General features: G+C 43.7%; 12 protein-coding genes. 4 read left to right on the forward strand and 8 right to left on the reverse strand.

Features of this window, described 5'->3' with window-relative positions; translation table 11 throughout:
* Nucleotides 1-27 precede the first annotated feature (27 nt).
* Nucleotides 28-807, reverse strand: a complete 780-nt coding sequence (locus tag MHI15_RS00815) for a helix-turn-helix transcriptional regulator (protein ID WP_341164025.1) — start codon at nt 805-807, stop codon at nt 28-30.
* 120 nt (nt 808-927) lie between these two features.
* Between MHI15_RS00815 and MHI15_RS00820 the strand changes: the two genes are divergently transcribed.
* Entirely contained in the window at nt 928-2,844 is a 1,917-nt protein-coding gene (locus MHI15_RS00820) for a right-handed parallel beta-helix repeat-containing protein (RefSeq protein WP_341164026.1), read from the forward strand.
* Between the two features lie 247 nt (nt 2,845-3,091).
* Here the strand turns inward: MHI15_RS00820 and MHI15_RS00825 are convergent, their stop codons facing one another.
* Entirely contained in the window at nt 3,092-4,258 is a 1,167-nt protein-coding gene (locus tag MHI15_RS00825; RefSeq protein WP_248548783.1) for a hypothetical protein, read from the reverse strand.
* Nucleotides 4,255-4,806, reverse strand: coding sequence for an RNA polymerase sigma factor (locus MHI15_RS00830; protein ID WP_076129717.1), 552 nt, complete (start codon nt 4,804-4,806; stop codon nt 4,255-4,257). The genes MHI15_RS00825 and MHI15_RS00830 overlap by 4 nt, the downstream gene beginning before the upstream one ends.
* Nucleotides 4,807-4,952: 146 nt before the next feature.
* On the opposite strand from MHI15_RS00830, the gene MHI15_RS00835 reads away from it, so the two are divergent.
* Nucleotides 4,953-5,783 (forward strand): MerR family transcriptional regulator, encoded by an 831-nt coding sequence (locus tag MHI15_RS00835; protein ID WP_341164027.1) that lies wholly within the window; start codon nt 4,953-4,955, stop codon nt 5,781-5,783.
* A 13-nt stretch (nt 5,784-5,796) separates the two neighbouring features.
* Complete coding sequence (locus MHI15_RS00840) at nt 5,797-6,822, forward strand: serine hydrolase domain-containing protein (protein WP_076129719.1); 1,026 nt, start codon at nt 5,797-5,799, stop codon at nt 6,820-6,822.
* Between the two features lie 84 nt (nt 6,823-6,906).
* Here the strand turns inward: MHI15_RS00840 and MHI15_RS00845 are convergent, their stop codons facing one another.
* Together MHI15_RS00845 and MHI15_RS00850 are read right to left on the reverse strand one after the other, a co-directional pair.
* Complete coding sequence (locus MHI15_RS00845; RefSeq protein WP_076129720.1) at nt 6,907-7,296, reverse strand: hypothetical protein; 390 nt, start codon at nt 7,294-7,296, stop codon at nt 6,907-6,909.
* Between the two features lie 131 nt (nt 7,297-7,427).
* On the reverse strand, nt 7,428-9,173 hold the full coding sequence (locus MHI15_RS00850) for a glycoside hydrolase family 35 protein (RefSeq protein WP_076129721.1): 1,746 nt from the start codon (nt 9,171-9,173) through the stop codon (nt 7,428-7,430).
* Nucleotides 9,174-9,327: 154 nt separating this feature from the next.
* On the opposite strand from MHI15_RS00850, the gene MHI15_RS00855 reads away from it, so the two are divergent.
* Nucleotides 9,328-10,782 (forward strand): sulfatase family protein, encoded by a 1,455-nt coding sequence (locus MHI15_RS00855; RefSeq protein WP_076280214.1) that lies wholly within the window; start codon nt 9,328-9,330, stop codon nt 10,780-10,782.
* 72 nt (nt 10,783-10,854) lie between these two features.
* Here the strand turns inward: MHI15_RS00855 and MHI15_RS00860 are convergent, their stop codons facing one another.
* From MHI15_RS00860 to MHI15_RS00870, 3 genes are all read right to left on the reverse strand, one after another.
* Nucleotides 10,855-12,354, reverse strand: a complete 1,500-nt coding sequence (locus MHI15_RS00860) for an arylsulfatase (protein ID WP_076194913.1) — start codon at nt 12,352-12,354, stop codon at nt 10,855-10,857.
* Between the two features lie 15 nt (nt 12,355-12,369).
* Nucleotides 12,370-14,265, reverse strand: coding sequence for a family 20 glycosylhydrolase (locus MHI15_RS00865; RefSeq protein ID WP_076129724.1), 1,896 nt, complete (start codon nt 14,263-14,265; stop codon nt 12,370-12,372).
* 121 nt (nt 14,266-14,386) lie between these two features.
* Nucleotides 14,387-16,018 (reverse strand): extracellular solute-binding protein, encoded by a 1,632-nt coding sequence (locus MHI15_RS00870; RefSeq protein WP_076129725.1) that lies wholly within the window; start codon nt 16,016-16,018, stop codon nt 14,387-14,389.
* Nucleotides 16,019-16,043 lie beyond the last annotated feature (25 nt).

Consider the following 16,043-nt stretch of genomic DNA (forward strand, 5'->3'; position numbering starts at 1 on the left):
ATCCTCTTCCCTCCCCCCTTAAGTCTTCTAGTTCATTTCCTTATCAGGCGGATTGGAAACCCGATACCCTTTCGGTGATTGATGGGTGATTTTCTGGAAATTCCGATGAAATGACCGTAAGTTACTATAGCCGCAAAGGTTGGCAACTTCACCAATAGTCAGATTCGAGTTTTTTAATATATAACATGCTTGTGAGATCCGATAGTGATTCAAGTAATCTGTGAAGGGCATTTTCATCAGCTGGACAAATAGCTTTGATAAATACGGGTAATCATATTGCAGATGTTTTGCTACAGCTTTTAATGTGCAATCGGCAGAATAATTTTGTTCTACAAAAAGCAGGATTTTATAGAGCACCTTTGTTTGCGGGGACTGTTTGACCGGAGCAAATGATGTCTGACAGATCAACTGCGCACATACACCATACAGGAAACTTTTCTGGCTATAAATCGAATCCAGCTTTGTACAATCAGGTTCATTCACAGCATGGAGAACATTGTCAGTTGGTATAAAGCTTTTATAATTCATGTGAAAATCACCTATCAATTCTGTGGAGAAAAGGATTACCATAATCTCCGAAAAATCAATCGTCTCAAATTCATGCATCTGATTAGGAAAAATAAAAACCAGATCATTTTTCTGTACCTGATAGCTTTTCCCATCAATGGTGATAGATAACTGCCCGTCTTTGACATAAATAATCTCAAATGCCCGATGAAAATGAAGTGGAAAATGATAGTTTTTCAATGGAATGAGTTTAAAGTAATCTTTTTCGCTGACACCATGTTTTTCAAAAAAGGGCCACAAGTAGATTCTCCTTCACGAAAACACTAATTTTGTCTTAAAGTGTACTATATAAAGTATAGAACTAACAACGTTATTTCCTATAATATTGGATAAAGTCAACCAAGCGGAGGTTATAGGACAATGGAATATCACATATCAAAAACCGGTTCAGATCAAGGTCAAGGCACTCAGGTGGATCCCTTTTTAACCATCAATAAAGCGGCTTCAGTAGCTGTGGCTGGGGATAAGGTTATCGTTCATGAAGGGATATATCGCGAGTGGGTAAAACCGAGATACAAAGGATTAAGCGAACAAAGAAGAATTATTTATCAAGCCGCTGAAGACGAGCAGGTTGTCATAAAAGGCTCTGAGCATATACAAGATTGGCAGCAGGTTGAGAACCAAATATGGAAAGTGATCTTGCCGAACACGTTTTTTGGCAGCTTTAATCCGTATGTTGAGGAAGTGTCTGGCGATTGGCTCGTCACTATAGAGGAGACAAGACACTTAGGGGATGTATATCTAAATGGCATGTCTTTTTATGAGGTCAGTCAGTATGATCAACTGGCCGCTCCTGTCGAAAAGCTGGAGTTCAAGGATCTCTGGACACAAGAGATGGTTCCGGTCCAAAATCCAAAACAGACGACCTACGTTTGGTTTGCCGAAGTAAGCCCTGACCACACCACGATTTACGCTAATTTCCAAGGTGCCAACCCGAACAAAGAACTGGTAGAAATCAATGTACGCAGATCTTGTTTCTACCCTGAAGAAACCGGAATTGATTATATTACTGTAAAAGGTTTTGAAATGGCGCATGCGGCAACACCTTGGGCACCTCCAACGGCAGACCAGCCCGGACTGCTAGGCACTAACTGGAGCAAAGGCTGGATTATTGAAAATAATATCATTCACGATGCCAAATGCAGCGCTATCAGTATCGGCAAAGAAGCTTCCACAGGCCATAATTACCGCACCCTTCGAAAAGACAAACCCGGATATCAATATCAGCTTGAATCCGTCTTTACTGCTGAGCGTCAGGGCTGGAGCAAAGAATCGATCGGTTCACATCTTATCCGCCATAATACCATTTATGATTGCGGCCAAAATGCCATCGTCGGCCACTTAGGTTGTATTTTCAGCGAAATTCATCATAACCATATTTACAACATTGCGACAAAACGGGAATTCTGGGGCCACGAAATTGCCGGGATCAAGCTTCACGCACCGATCGATACTCACATCCACCATAACCGGATTCACGATTGTACTTTAGGTTTATGGCTGGATTGGCAGACCCAAGGGACAAGAATCAGCAAAAATCTGTTCTATCAAAATCATCGGGATTTGTTTATAGAAGTAAGCCATGGCCCTTACATTGTTGACCATAATATCTTGACAGCTAAACATGCTTTAGAGAATGTAGCCCAAGGTGGAGCCTATATCAACAATCTAATCGGCGGCAGGATGGTTCATCGAAAGGTACTAAACCGGTCCACGCAATATCATCTTCCGCATAGTACAAAAATTGCCGGTTTCTCACTTATTTATGGTGGGGACGATCGGTTCTATAACAATATCATTGTTGGAAAAGACGGATGGACAGGCGTGGGCACTTCACATTTCAATAACTACACCACCTCTTTGGCGGAGTATATCGAGAATGTCCATAAGTTACACGGTGATCTTGAGGAGTTTGAACTCGTTGAACAGCCTATGTTCATTAATAACAACGCTTACTTAAACAATGCAGAGCCTTTTGAAAGAGAGAATGTAAAGCTAGTTGAAGAAAGCTTTGATCCAGACTTCTTTATTGTAGATCAAGGAGATGAGGGATTCCTTTCCATTGATCTGCCTGAAAGCTTCGTTAACTTCTTAGGTGAAGTACATTCAACTGAAACTTTGCCGCGGGTGCGCATCGTGGATGCCGAGTTTGAGAATCCGGATGGCAGCAATATAATCCTGGATACAGATTTTCTGGATAACAAGAAAGAGAATAAAAGCACTTTAGGACCTCTTACACTTTTGAATAAGGGCAAAAATTATATTAAAGTGTGGTGATCGGTAAAGCAGGTGGCTAGTCCACCTGCTTTTTTCATTGCAATCATTGAGTCTGCTACTTATTGGCCTTAATCTTTTGAATAGATACTTCGTTTTGTGCTATTAGAATCTGATATTCAACAATCTCTCCTGCTTTAAATTCTTCGTTAAATTCTTTACTGACCGATCAAAGAATTGATCTGAAGGTCATGGACGATAAATAAAACGAATATAGATAAGTGTTGTGAAAAGTTATCTGAATGATACTCTAATTCAAAATAATAATCCTGCCCGTGATTACACCCTTTTCATCTCTGGAAAATTGAAGTGCCCTAGTTTCTTTATCGTCCGCACTGAAACTTACGGAATCCGAGTAACCGATTTGCCCTTCCTCAAACATATTTTGGACAAAAAGCTTAACACTCCAGTTATCGTATTCATAATTGAAAGCCCCTTGTTCATCAACACGCACTTCCTTTACAGATTCAGAGATAATCGTGCCGGTGGAGATTTTTTTCTTCATGTCCTCTATTTTTTTAATTAGTTCCTTCTCATCATCATCAATAGAGGCAGCTGCATCTGTTGAAACCGCTGAATCAACTTTGCTGTCGGCAGAGGGTTCTTTCAACAGCTCCTGTAAATAGCTCTCAGCTTTGACAGGGTCAGCTTTGGTTGGGTCCAGCGGAAGTTCAAATAGAATAGCGGTTCCCTTGTAATCGTTATTAGCGCTAATTTCCCCTGTACTTTCATTATAAGCAAACGCATCTTTGCTGAAAAAAGAACTACCATTACTGACAGCTAGATATACCCCTCGGTCAGCGAACATCTCCACTCCATCACATTCAATAAGCCGGTACATAATTCCATCTATAACAGCCTCGCTATAGCCACCATTCATTGTTGTGATATTAACCTGCCATGGTTTTAGTCCCTTTATAAGCGGTGACACAAAGAATGGATCCTGGCCATACTCCGGTTCACTTGTAGCAGGCATGGGGCCACCGTCTATTCTGGCGATGGATACAACGGCATAGGATCTGTTTGGGTTAATATTCTGATCAGACTTACTCAGTTCTGAAAGACCTTCCCCCGAGACTATTCCATTCAACGTCACGTTATAATCACCAGATATAACCGATTGGTTGATTTCAACAGCATCCCTGCTTTCGAATGCTTTTGCCAGCAGTTGCTGGCCCAGATGCTCAGCAACCTGCTTGGGGCTAAATAGCTGTGTAGCTGCATAAGCCGTTAAAGACATTACAAGCGTGAATATAGCAACCATTAGTCCAATCGAAACTCTTTTTTTATAGGCTGGTTTCATTGGTTTAGTCTCCTTAAACTGTTGGATGATTCTTTCGTTTAATTCCTCTGTCGGCTCTGCTGTAGAAGCTAGCGCTTGCTTTAGCAGTTGATCCAACTTTTCGGAGTCATTCATTGGGATTCAACCTCCAAAATCTTTTTCATCGCCTTGCGGGCTTGGAAAAGTCTGCTTTTAACTGTGCCCGGTGGAATCCTTAGCGCTGAAGCAATCTCATCAACGGTCATTTCTGCGGTATAGTACAGATAGAGCGTTATTTTCAGTTTCTCATTCAGCCGGTCTGCGGCAGCATGAATCATGTGCCGAAGCTCCTGGGACAGCAATGCATCCTCTGGCATAACCTCTCCATCGGAAGTACACGCCAGATCGACCGCTTCATTATAATCTGCTGTAGGTGCAATTCTTTGCCGCCATGCCCATTTTCTGCGTTTGTTTTTGCGTAATGAGATAGCAATCGAGATAAGGAACGCTTTCGGATTTTGGTTCAGGTCCATTTTATGCCGCATTTCCATAGCTTTTAAAAAAGTCTCCTGATAGAGATCGTCCGTATCCACCCTATTCCCCGCAAGCGTAAAACAAAATGCGTAAATTGCTTTGCCATGTAATTTTATTAGGTCACTCAACTCTTCAATTTCCAAGTAGGCTACTCCTTTCTGAATGGCCATTCACCTATATATTGTCGTATCCTTGGAATCGGTTCACTATTTTGCTGTTGACTTTGACCTTAGGGTAAGGTGTTAAGTAGAGCTAGAACCAAACATCGATGTTTTGGCTTGGAAGCTTAATTAAAACGAAAAAAGGAGATGACTTTTTGCTGTCGATTGGACAATTCTCGAAGATATGCGAAGTTTCTACGAAGACGCTTCGATATTATGATGAGATCGGATTAATTCATCCCGATGAGATTAACCCTGAGAACGGTTATAGGTATTACTCCATTAAACAACTTAAAAAAATGCTTTTTATCAATCGTCTGAAAGGTTATTGTTTCTCGCTGGAAGAAATCAAAGACATTTTACAATGGGAACAGAATCATTCAGAAGAGAAGCTCTACTCAGCCCTTAATCTCAAGAAAAAAGAAATACAGAAGAAAATAAGCGCTTATGAATACACCTTACAACAAATCAATAGTGATGTTTTAAATTTGGAGAAAGGTATTCCCATGATGTCTTACCTGAATGAGATAAAAGTAGAGCTTGTTGAAACTCAGCCTATGAATATTCTTTTTACGCGTCAGATGTTGAGCAGTGATGACTATGCGTTAGGTTATGGACATTATTTTAGCAGGCTATATGAAAAAATCGCCACGGAAAAACTCACTTTGCTCGGTACGCCAATAACGATATATCACAGCCATGAATATAATCCAGCCGGAAATGATACAGAGTTTGCCCTCCCTATAAAAGAGAGTGTAAAAGGTACAAGAGATTTGCCTGATGCTCTTTGTGCGAGATCTGTTCTTAAAGGCGCCTATTCAGAATTGACCTCGGTCTATGCTCAGCTGAGAGAATGGATAGAAAATGAAGGTTATGAATGGGTGAACTCACCTTATGAAATCTACTTAACGGACCCGACACAGGTTGCTGTGCCTGAGGATCTGGTTACCGAGGTCTATTTTCCAGTAAAGAAAAAAAATTCATAAAGGAGTACCTTTCATGCTCAAAAACAATTATCCAACTTCAGATTGGCAAATCTCAGCCCCCGCAAACTTAGGAATGGATGCTAATATGTTTTCAGAGCTAGAATCAAGGATCAAATCCGAGTATAGCAATATCAACGGGATTGTTGTGGTAAGAAATGGAACTATTGCTTATGAAAAATATTATAATGGCGCTAGCCCGAATGACACACATCATGTGGCCTCTGTAACAAAAAGTATCATATCCGCGCTCATAGGCATTGCCATAGAGGCTGGCTTTATTAACAATGCAGATCAAAAGGTACTGGAGTTTTTCCCGGACTATGTTCCAAACGCTGCTCAAGATCCGCAAAAACAAGAAATCACCTTACGCCATCTCCTGACGATGACCGCACCTTATGCTTTTGCAGATTGGCACGAACCGCTGGAGCAAATGTGTATGCAGCCTGACTGGGTAAAATATACGCTGGATATGCTAGGCCAACAAGGAACAATTGGGGATTTCAAATATTCTACCGCTGGAGCACATCTGCTTTCTGCCATCATCACGCGCAGCACTAGACAAAGTGCCCGTGAGTTCGCCAACGAACGTTTATTTAAACCTATCGGAATGAATGAAATCCCGGATTATGAGATGAGCTCATTTGGGTTCGATGATTTGTTTGGGGTTAAGGTGAAGGGGTGGGTGGAAGACCCCAATCGTATCACCACAGGAGGATGGGGACTTATGTTGTCTCCACGCGATATGGCGCGTTTTGGTTTATTATATTTGAACCGTGGACAATGGGGGCATAATCAGATCATTTCGGAGACATGGATTGAGGAATCAACAGCGATGAACCCTAATCATTACGGTTACTTGTGGTGGCTACGCGAAGAAGACGGGGTTTACACCTACTCAGCGTTAGGTGATGGTGGTAATGTCATTTGCTGCATTCCAGAAAAAAAACTTGTCGTAGCCATCGCTTCAGAATTCACACTTCAGCCTCGTGACCGGTGGCCTCTGATTAAGGATTGTATTATTCCGTCTGTTGTAGAGTAAAGAAGATAGAAAACATGCTGGTTGCCACTACTTCATTAACAACTAGGAGAGCAACCAGCTGTCTACACTCTAAATCATTTTGCTTCAAGGAAAAATAATATCGCCTTCGTTGCTGCTTACATCAAAAAATCCTACTTTGTGTTTTATAGCCAACTCCCGCATCGCCATATAAGCTTCCTCAGCTACAGAATAAGCGAAAGCTGCATAGATGACGGATGAGCCAAGTGAGTAGTCAGTCAACCGGTTATCCGTTCCGGCTTCCTCCATCGCCTCAAAAATCTCGTCCTCTACATTCATATTAGGAAATTGCTCAGACAACTCACTATAAAAGCGTTGCAACGCCTCCGATAAAACTGATGGATCATTATAGGCATGATCTTCCGACCACTGCACTTGCTGCTCATACCACTCCATAAACGCTGCTCTCTCTTGCGGCGCTTTAAACGTCTCGAATGCCATCAAATCATAGCTCATTTAAAATCCTCCTCTAACCCACCCTAATCGTGCATTTTCAGTTCCTATAAATTGTTGGGCTGTTTTGATTATATATTAAAAATCATCAGACCTATACTATAGAATCATGATACTTCCTCACCCGTTAAATATCATGTGAGCTCCGGTGTATCCACAAAAGTAACCACTGGCTCCATTACGCCATGTAGTTCGAATAAGATTAGCTCGTTATCACCTTGACGCAGAAGCGGCGCTGGTAAGTACAGTGTTTTAGTGGGACCTTGCTCCCAGTAGCGCCCTAAATTAAAGCCGTTTATAAAAACCTGACCTTTACTCCATCCATCCAGCTGCAAAAAAGTATCCTCAGGCTTACTGACTTGAAAGCTCCCCCGGTAAAAAGTGGGCTGCTGACGTTGCTCGCAATCTATCGGTGTGAATGATAATCCCTTAAGATGGGTTAAAGGCAAAGAACGAATCGTCCAATCATGCAGGAATTGATAGCCGAGTCTAACGCCACAGGTTATGCCTTTTGGATCACGAAGCAGCGGGCCATAATTTACACGCCCCATATTCTCCACAAGGATGTCGATCTGCAGTCCCTCCGTTGGAACCTCTAATGGAATTCCTCGCGGATCCCAGCGTTCAACTGTACCGACAAAGGCCCCATTCACGAATACAAGCGCACGATCACGTACTTCTTGAAGGACGAGCTCCGTACTGCTGCGGGGTCCACTGATCTTCGTCGAATACAAAATGAACCCATAATTCTGATTCAGTTTCTCCATTGGCTCGGGACATGCTCTATGTACTGGGTGAGACAAAACGTCTAACTGAGTGAACAGTGGTGCTGCTTCTGTCATCAACACTTTACCATAAGCTTGTGACTTTATTAACGGCGGTAATTCCAGGGGCGGCAACGTTACGTATTTCTCAATTATTGTCCGAGCTGCATAGAATTTTGCAGTTGGCTTGCCGGATTCGTCCAGCAGCGTATCATAATCGTAGCTGGTTACGATGGGCTCATATTTGTCAAAAAGATTTGCCCCATTCATAAATCCAAAATTCGTCCCCCCATGGAACATATAGAAGTTAACAGAGGCTCCTAAAGCCAGCATTTCATCCAAAGTCTCCGCTACTTCAGATTCGGGGCGTGTATTATGCGGTTTCATCCAGTGGTCAAACCATCCATTCCAGAATTCCATACACATCAACGGTCCCGTAGGCTGATATTCACGTAGTTTAGCAAAGGCTTCCTTTGCCCGTGAACCGAAATTCACCGTGGCGAACACTCCGTCAATCATGCCCCCTTGGAGCATATGATCTTCAGCTCCATCTGAAGTAAACAGCAGAACGTCCATGCCGCGGGCGATCATTCCTGCTTTTAGATCATTCAGGTAAGTCTTATCACTACCAAAGCTTCCATATTCGTTCTCTACCTGAAGAGCAAGCACAGGCCCACCGTTAGTGCTTAACAAAGGCCGCAGACGTGGAAGCAACTCATCGAAATAGGCATCCAACTTAGATAAATAGACGTTATCATTACAACGCAGCTGTATGTTATTGTCCGCAAGTAACCAAGCTGGCAATCCACCGAATTCCCATTCCGCACAAATATAAGGACTTGGCCGCAAAATCACGTGCAAACCAAGCTCTCCAGCAAGTCTAACGAAAGCCTCGATGTCAGCAAATCCAGCAAAATTGAAGCTCCCCTCTTCTGGTTCGTGTAAATTCCAAGGAATATAGGTTTCAACAGTATTCAATCCACAAGCCTTCAGCTTCAGCAAACGATCCTGCCAATATTCCGGAACGATCCGGAAATAATGAAGCGCACCAGAAAGCAACCGGATGGGTTGTTCGTCTAATGTAAAATGATCCCCTGATATGGATAACTTCCGCATATAATTTCTCCTCCAACATTGAGATAGACTATTTAATTATAGGTAATAAAAATATCAACCCATATGGACGATTCTAATGAAATATATGGAGAATTCATTGGTTGCTAGAGGCTTTTGTGATGCTATACACTATATTCATAGGGGGTTGTTACGGATGTCAAAAAGAACTCATATTTGGTTAATTACCACAGATCAAATGCGTGCGGACGCACTAGGTATCGAAAACGCTTCCGTACTGACACCTGAGCTTGACAAGCTTGCTTCGGAAGGCACACTCTTCACTGGTGCTTACTGCGCTAGTCCTGTTTGCACGCCTTCACGTTCTTCCATTTTTACAGGCAGGTATCCGCATGTTCACGGTGCCTGGAACATCGGTACCACACTCAGAGAAGACGAACTTACCTTATGCGATCATTTAAAGAAAGCGGATTATAAAACCATCGGTATAGGAAAGATGCATTTCCGCCCTCAGATGAAGGGGGACTTTTCACAAGAATATGAAGAGCCTGCTTATCGTGACCGCGGAAGAGCTTCCGATGGAACGTACTACGGATTTGATGAACATCATATTACGGAAGACAATTGTATCGGGGAATATATGGAGTGGCTTAGAGAGCGCAACCCTGAAGCGGCAGAACGTTTCAGCAAGGACCGTTACAGAGCTTCAAATGCTCAAAACGATGTGTGGGAGAGCGAAATCCCTCCAGAGCTACACCAGTCATACTGGATTGCTGAACGGAGCATCGATGTGATCCTCTCTCACAAAACCGAACAACCGCTATTTTTATGGACCAGTTTCGTCGATCCACATCACCCTTTTGACCCTCCAAAAGCTTACGCGGATATGTACGCTGACACTGACATTCCATCTCCAGCCAGCGAAGCAGACGACGTGCATCTTCGTCCTCCACATCTGCTGCGTCAGATTCAGAGAGGATATTGGCCTGGTGGCGGTGAGGAGCATTCTCTTAATGAAGCGCATATGAAACGGCTCACCCGAAATTATTATGCGATGATTACCTTCATTGATGAGCAGATCGGACGTATTATAAAAGCTTGGCGTCAAAAAGAAATGTACGATGATGTAGTCATCCTCTTCACCAGCGACCACGGAGAACTGCTCGGTGACCATGGGCTGATTTACAAAGGGCCGTGGTTTTATGAAGGGTTAACACGAATCCCGATGATCGTACGCGGTCCTGGGATTGCTTCCGGGCAACGGGTCCCTGCTTTAATGGAACATGTTGATATTGTCCCCACACTGCTTGCAGCCGCAGGTCTCAAAACTCCCTACGGAATTCAAGGTGTGTCACAGATGGAGGTGCTGGCTGGAAGAGAGTCCCATGTGCGTAATTCTGCCCTAACCGCTTATATTGCTCATGATCGCGGCATTAACGCTAAGTGTTTGCGTACAACACGCTATAAGCTGGTAATCTTCGCAGGTGAGACCTACGGTGAATTGTATGATTTGAAAGAGGATCCTCATGAGAACTCCAATCGTTTTGAAGATCCCGATTATAGAGATATTCGCCATTCGATGGTTGAATTGCTCGTCCATCGAATGATTCAAGATCAGGACCCTTTGCCTGAACGCCGGAGTAGCTGGTAAATTCACTAACCTTTCTTTCTATCCTTAACAGACTTAGGGCAACCTGAAAGTTCAGGTTGCCCTAAGTTATGATTATTCCCCCAATTGGGATGCCTTTAGAATATGAGAAATTGGGCGTCCGGCAATCCATTCGCCGTTGTTTACAAACCCTTCCTCTCGTCCCTCCAGCTCGTGAATAAGACGCTCTCTCCATTCTTTTATGCGCTCGAATTTATCAATACAGCCTATCGCATTAATCTTCTCTGAGGGGTCTGCCGCTAAATCAAAATACTGCTCTTCCCCTGTCTGAGAATACCAAATAAATTTCTCTCTTCCATCCGTTAAGAAGTGGTGGGACTTTTCTCCATAGGCTTGTTCCCCATGAATATAAGATCGCCACAATGTCTGATCTCCCCTGCACAGCGGCAACACACTTTGCCCTTCTACTGTAAATGGTATTTGGACGCCAGCAGCTTCAAGAAATGTGGGCATAATATCGCGAAGCTCTACAATGGAATCAAGCCGGGAGCCGGCAAGAAGTCCAAGCGTTTCTCCCGGATCAAACACTATGAAAGGAATCTTAGCACTTCCTTCATAAGGAAGAGATTTCCGGAAGTAATGGTGATCCCCCATCATTTCACCATGATCAGAAGTAAATAGAATCAAAGTTTCATTTAAAACACCATACTCCTGCAGCCCATTGATCAACCTCCCAATTTGGTCGTCAAGATGCGTAATTAGCGCGTAATACGCGGCACGGGCACGATCCAATCTGCGCTTTGGCAAATTAGTGAACGAAGAAGTTGGATCCTTAGCTGCGTTTAAGGCAGCACTCTCGTCCACCCAATCTCCGATTGGAGGATCAGGAAATTCCAAGTCCTTGTACATATCTAGATAACATTGTGGCGGATCCAAGGGGGAATGGGGGCGAACGAAGGAAGACCATAGGAAAAATGGTTTCCCAGGATCTCTTCTTCGCAAAAAGTCTAGCGACTCGGTTACGCACCAATTCGTTGGATGCATCGCTTCCGGCAAGTGCCAGGGGCGGGCAACCGTTGAGGCGTTGCAATCGAGGCCTAAGTCAGTGATATCCGAATTGGTATCAGTTTGTCTTCGCAGCCACTGCAAATAATCGTCCACTTGATCATAGTGTTCATCATGGAACGTTTGGTTCTTATCCCGATTGTAGTGAAGATATCCATCATGAAGCACCACATTATGGAATCCACATAGATTACGTGCAGGATACACATGCATCTTGCCAACACACTGCGTATGATAACCAGCTTGAGCAAGCTCGCCGGCAATCGTATGGGCGTAATTCCATTCAACCTTATCCTGATAACCAACCCGGCCATGTGATCTTTGCCCCATTCCTGTCATGATAGCAGCCCTGGCGGGAATACAACTGGGGGTAGCCGAATACGCGTGCTCAAATAAGATCCCCCTTGATGCCAGAGCGTCCAGGTTGGGTGTCTCAACGACGGGATGTCCCATAATGCTCAGGCAATCAAAACGCATCTGATCTACGGTGATAAGCAGAAGGTTAGGCTGCTTTGTACCCTTTTGATTGTCCAGATTAGTATCAATCATAACCTCACCCCCTTCTTAAACCCCAGCGATCACGGATGGTGTTGCAATCGTGTGCCATAAATTCGCACTTATCGCCCTGGGGTTGCCCTCGTCAACAAGGCCGTCGAACGTCAGAAGCTCCTCTTCTAATTCGGCAATCTTTTCCACGTTCCCTTCGACATAACGATTGATTCGATGAATCGCCGTTCTGATTCTCTGAAGCAATCCTCCCATACGAAGATCAAAGACATCAAGACCAAACACCTTATTTTCCTGCTCCCATTGCACTCGATAGTCGTCCATAAATTGTCTGGCCAAATCAGATAATTGTGGCAAAGTCACCTTGGCAAAGTGAGCCAATTCCTCTAAATCTCCACGATGATAAGCTTCGCGTATAGAAATCCCGATTTCGCTCTTTATTTCGAGCAAGCGACACAAGCTGGCTTGTACAGAGAATAAGGATTGCCAAGGCGAATTGCGAGTGATCGCCTGTTCGAGTTTTTCTGCACTTTGCTGATAATGCTTCGAATACGCGCTAGGAATAACATGTCGATCGAACAAACCACATAAAATATCTTGATAAAGCAAGTATTTAGCCGGATTGATAGAACATCCCCCCGGTGCCGAGTTACCCGGAACCAAGTTGGCCGCATCGAGTGCCATAAAGTCATCATAATTGCCTTGCACGCAGCTACTGAATCTTTCTTTGACATGGTTCTCCACGAAACATCTCGTGTAGCAGAGCTCCGCCCAAAGTTGAAGGGTAGGAAGAACCGAGAAAACGGAAGCTTCAGCGCCATTATCTCCCCATGCGGTAATCAACACTTCTTGAATTCCATACTTAACACAGCTATCATGAGCCAGCAGACTGACATGGCGACTGAATTCATTGTTTGGAGCGAAGCCCATCCATTTCCAAGCACCACCTGCAAATCCAATATGATCATTCAGCTGCTTATGTTTGCTTAACATCCCGTCGTATTTCTCCTGCGTTTCCGAATAATAATCCCAGTAGATCAAGGTAACATCTTCAGGAATCAGCTTTACAATATCAGGGCTAATTGGACTTTCAGCATCGTAATATTCTCCGGAACTGGCCAGACGAAAAAACATGTCGCTCCACATCATCGTCTGGAAACCATAATTTCTGGCGATCTCCATAACAGTGCTAAAGTGTTTTAACATTAACGAGGAGCGATCCTGATACCCATGCTTATCCAGGTATTTACCAAGTCCCATCATATGAGCTTCGTCCATCCCGATATTTATGCGGCGACTGCTTACATGAGCCGACATAAAAGCAAACATTCGATCAATTAACTCATAAGTTCTGGGATCATCAATAAGGAGAATATCCTGGAAATCCACAAGCGGTGCATGTGCCTGCCATTTCAACGCTTGGCCGAGATGGGCCAGGGTCTGAATACAAGGAACCAGTTCTATGCCAAATAACGCGGCATACTGATCCAGCTCCCGAATTTGATCTCCTGTATATCGGCCTCGCAAATAGCCGAAATAAGGGTATCCCTCCAGTTCGTAGGTGTCTTCTGTATACAACTGAACCGTTGAATATCCCATAAGCGCTAAACGCCGGATCAATTCCTTATATCCTTCATAGTTAAGAACCGCATTTCGCGAACAGTCTACCATGAAGCCTAACTGTTCATAAACCGGCCGTTCATTAATTTCAACTCGTTCTCCACGGCGTACGTTCTCAAGAAATCGGCTGAGTGCCCGGAACAATTGATGTTCCTGTTCATACGCAATGGTGACCTGAGCCTCATCGTAAGATATTTGAATGCCCTTCCCTTGCTTCTTACAAATCACTGGTATCCCTGAGCGTTCCATTCGAATACTCAATATTCCTGCTACTTCTGAAACAGCTGCTAACTGTTTCTCGGTTAACCCTGTCAAGTGAATGCTAAGGTTCATAGACTTTACCCTCCCAATCTTATAAGTATGCGGTCAGTAGCGCCGCACAGTCTAAGCCATACTTCAAATAATTAAACGGAAGATCCGGGCTACTTCCGCCCGGATCTTCTCTATTCATCCATTATTCAATACCTTGTTCCTTGGCCTTCTCATTTACTTCCTCTATCATTTTATCAAGACCTTTAGCCTTATAATCGTTCACAATGCTATTCCAGTAACTCTCAACGGGTTCTTTGGAAAGCATGATCTTAAGCAAATCATCATGGTCAAGCACAGTAAATTTATCCTTTGTTGGGGTGGACATATAAGTTAACCGAATGTCGTATTCTGGCACCTTTGTATTGTTCTGAATCCAGTCGATGTAATCGACAGCTTCTTTGCGGATTCCTTCATTAGCAATCGTCGGGTTATCCATGTTATAGCTATCTGAAGTTTCATAAGCCACCAAATTCTTCAGAAATCTGCTAGCTGGATACTTCTCATTTAATGAACCCTTTTCAATGACAACCTTCTGCCCATTTTCGAGCTTATAATCTACACCTTCGATGCCATAAGTCAACAGATCCTTGCCTTCAGGAGACAACACATAATCATAGAGTGCCATGATGCGATCCATCTTTTTATCGTCAATCTTATTGCTGAAATAGCTTTCTGACCAGTATGTTTTAAAGATGGCGTGTGAGCGTTCACCATCAGGACCGATAAGCGGCTTGAGCGCCTTCACGCTCTCCGTCATATCCTTATCCGGATAAGCTGTTTTCCAGCGTTTTTCATACATATCGCTATTTAAATTTATGAAACCTCCACCGCTTAGAAGAGCAGCTGCTTTGCCTGCTACGAAATTGTCATAGGACTCTGCTGGTTTGACGAGCGCGATGTCTGGATCGATCAATCCTTTTTCGTACATATTCTTCATGTTTTGCAGCGCTGGCAGCGCATTTTTAGAGAATACAGCAGGGATAAACTTTCCATCCTCTTTGATCCATTTAAAATCACTGCCGCTTCCATCACTAGTAGCAACCGGGTTGCCATACAACCAGAAGAATCCGCCCAGCATCTTGGTAGTTGTCGTCGTAAGACCAGTAACATGCTTGCCTTCCGGATCCGACTTTACGATTGCATCAAGCATGGCTTCAAACTCTTCCCATGTCTCTGGCTCTTTGGTGATCCCTGCCTTTTGAGCAAGATCCCAACGATAGAAGACCATACGATCCAGTGCGCTCCAATCAACACTCGGGAACATCCGGCGAGGCACAGTATAATACTTTCCATCTACTCCTAATCCTTTAATATCTGGGGATTCGAAGTATTTTGCAAGGTTTGGATACTTTGAAAGATCCGGGAGCGCTTTGACAACGCCTTGATTCACCCATTTGCGCTGATATTGCGTGCCGACGGCGTCGATCGCGAAAATGTCTGGCAATTGGCCGGAAGCGGCCCACATTTGAATCTTCTGGGTATAGTCATCCCAAGACAAATTGACAGGTTTTAGTGTGATGTTGAATTTCTCCAATACTTGTTTAGCGATCGGGTCCTTTTCGATGTTAGCAATCTCGGCATCCGCATCCCAAAACCCAAGAGAAATGGTCATTGGATCCTTGTAAGGATTATCCGTGGAGTTAGAAGAATTCGGAGATGTTTCACCGTTTGAACCAGCCTGCCCTTTGCCGTTATTGCCTCCACCGCAAGCCGTGAGTACTGAAGCCAACAAAGTTATACATAATGCCAATGTCATTATTTTCTTTCTATGCATGCTTGAAACCTCCCTTTATACTATT

It is taken from the genome of Paenibacillus sp. FSL H7-0918 (genome assembly GCF_038007025.1).
Lineage (GTDB): Bacteria > Bacillota > Bacilli > Paenibacillales > Paenibacillaceae > Paenibacillus_AQ > Paenibacillus_AQ odorifer.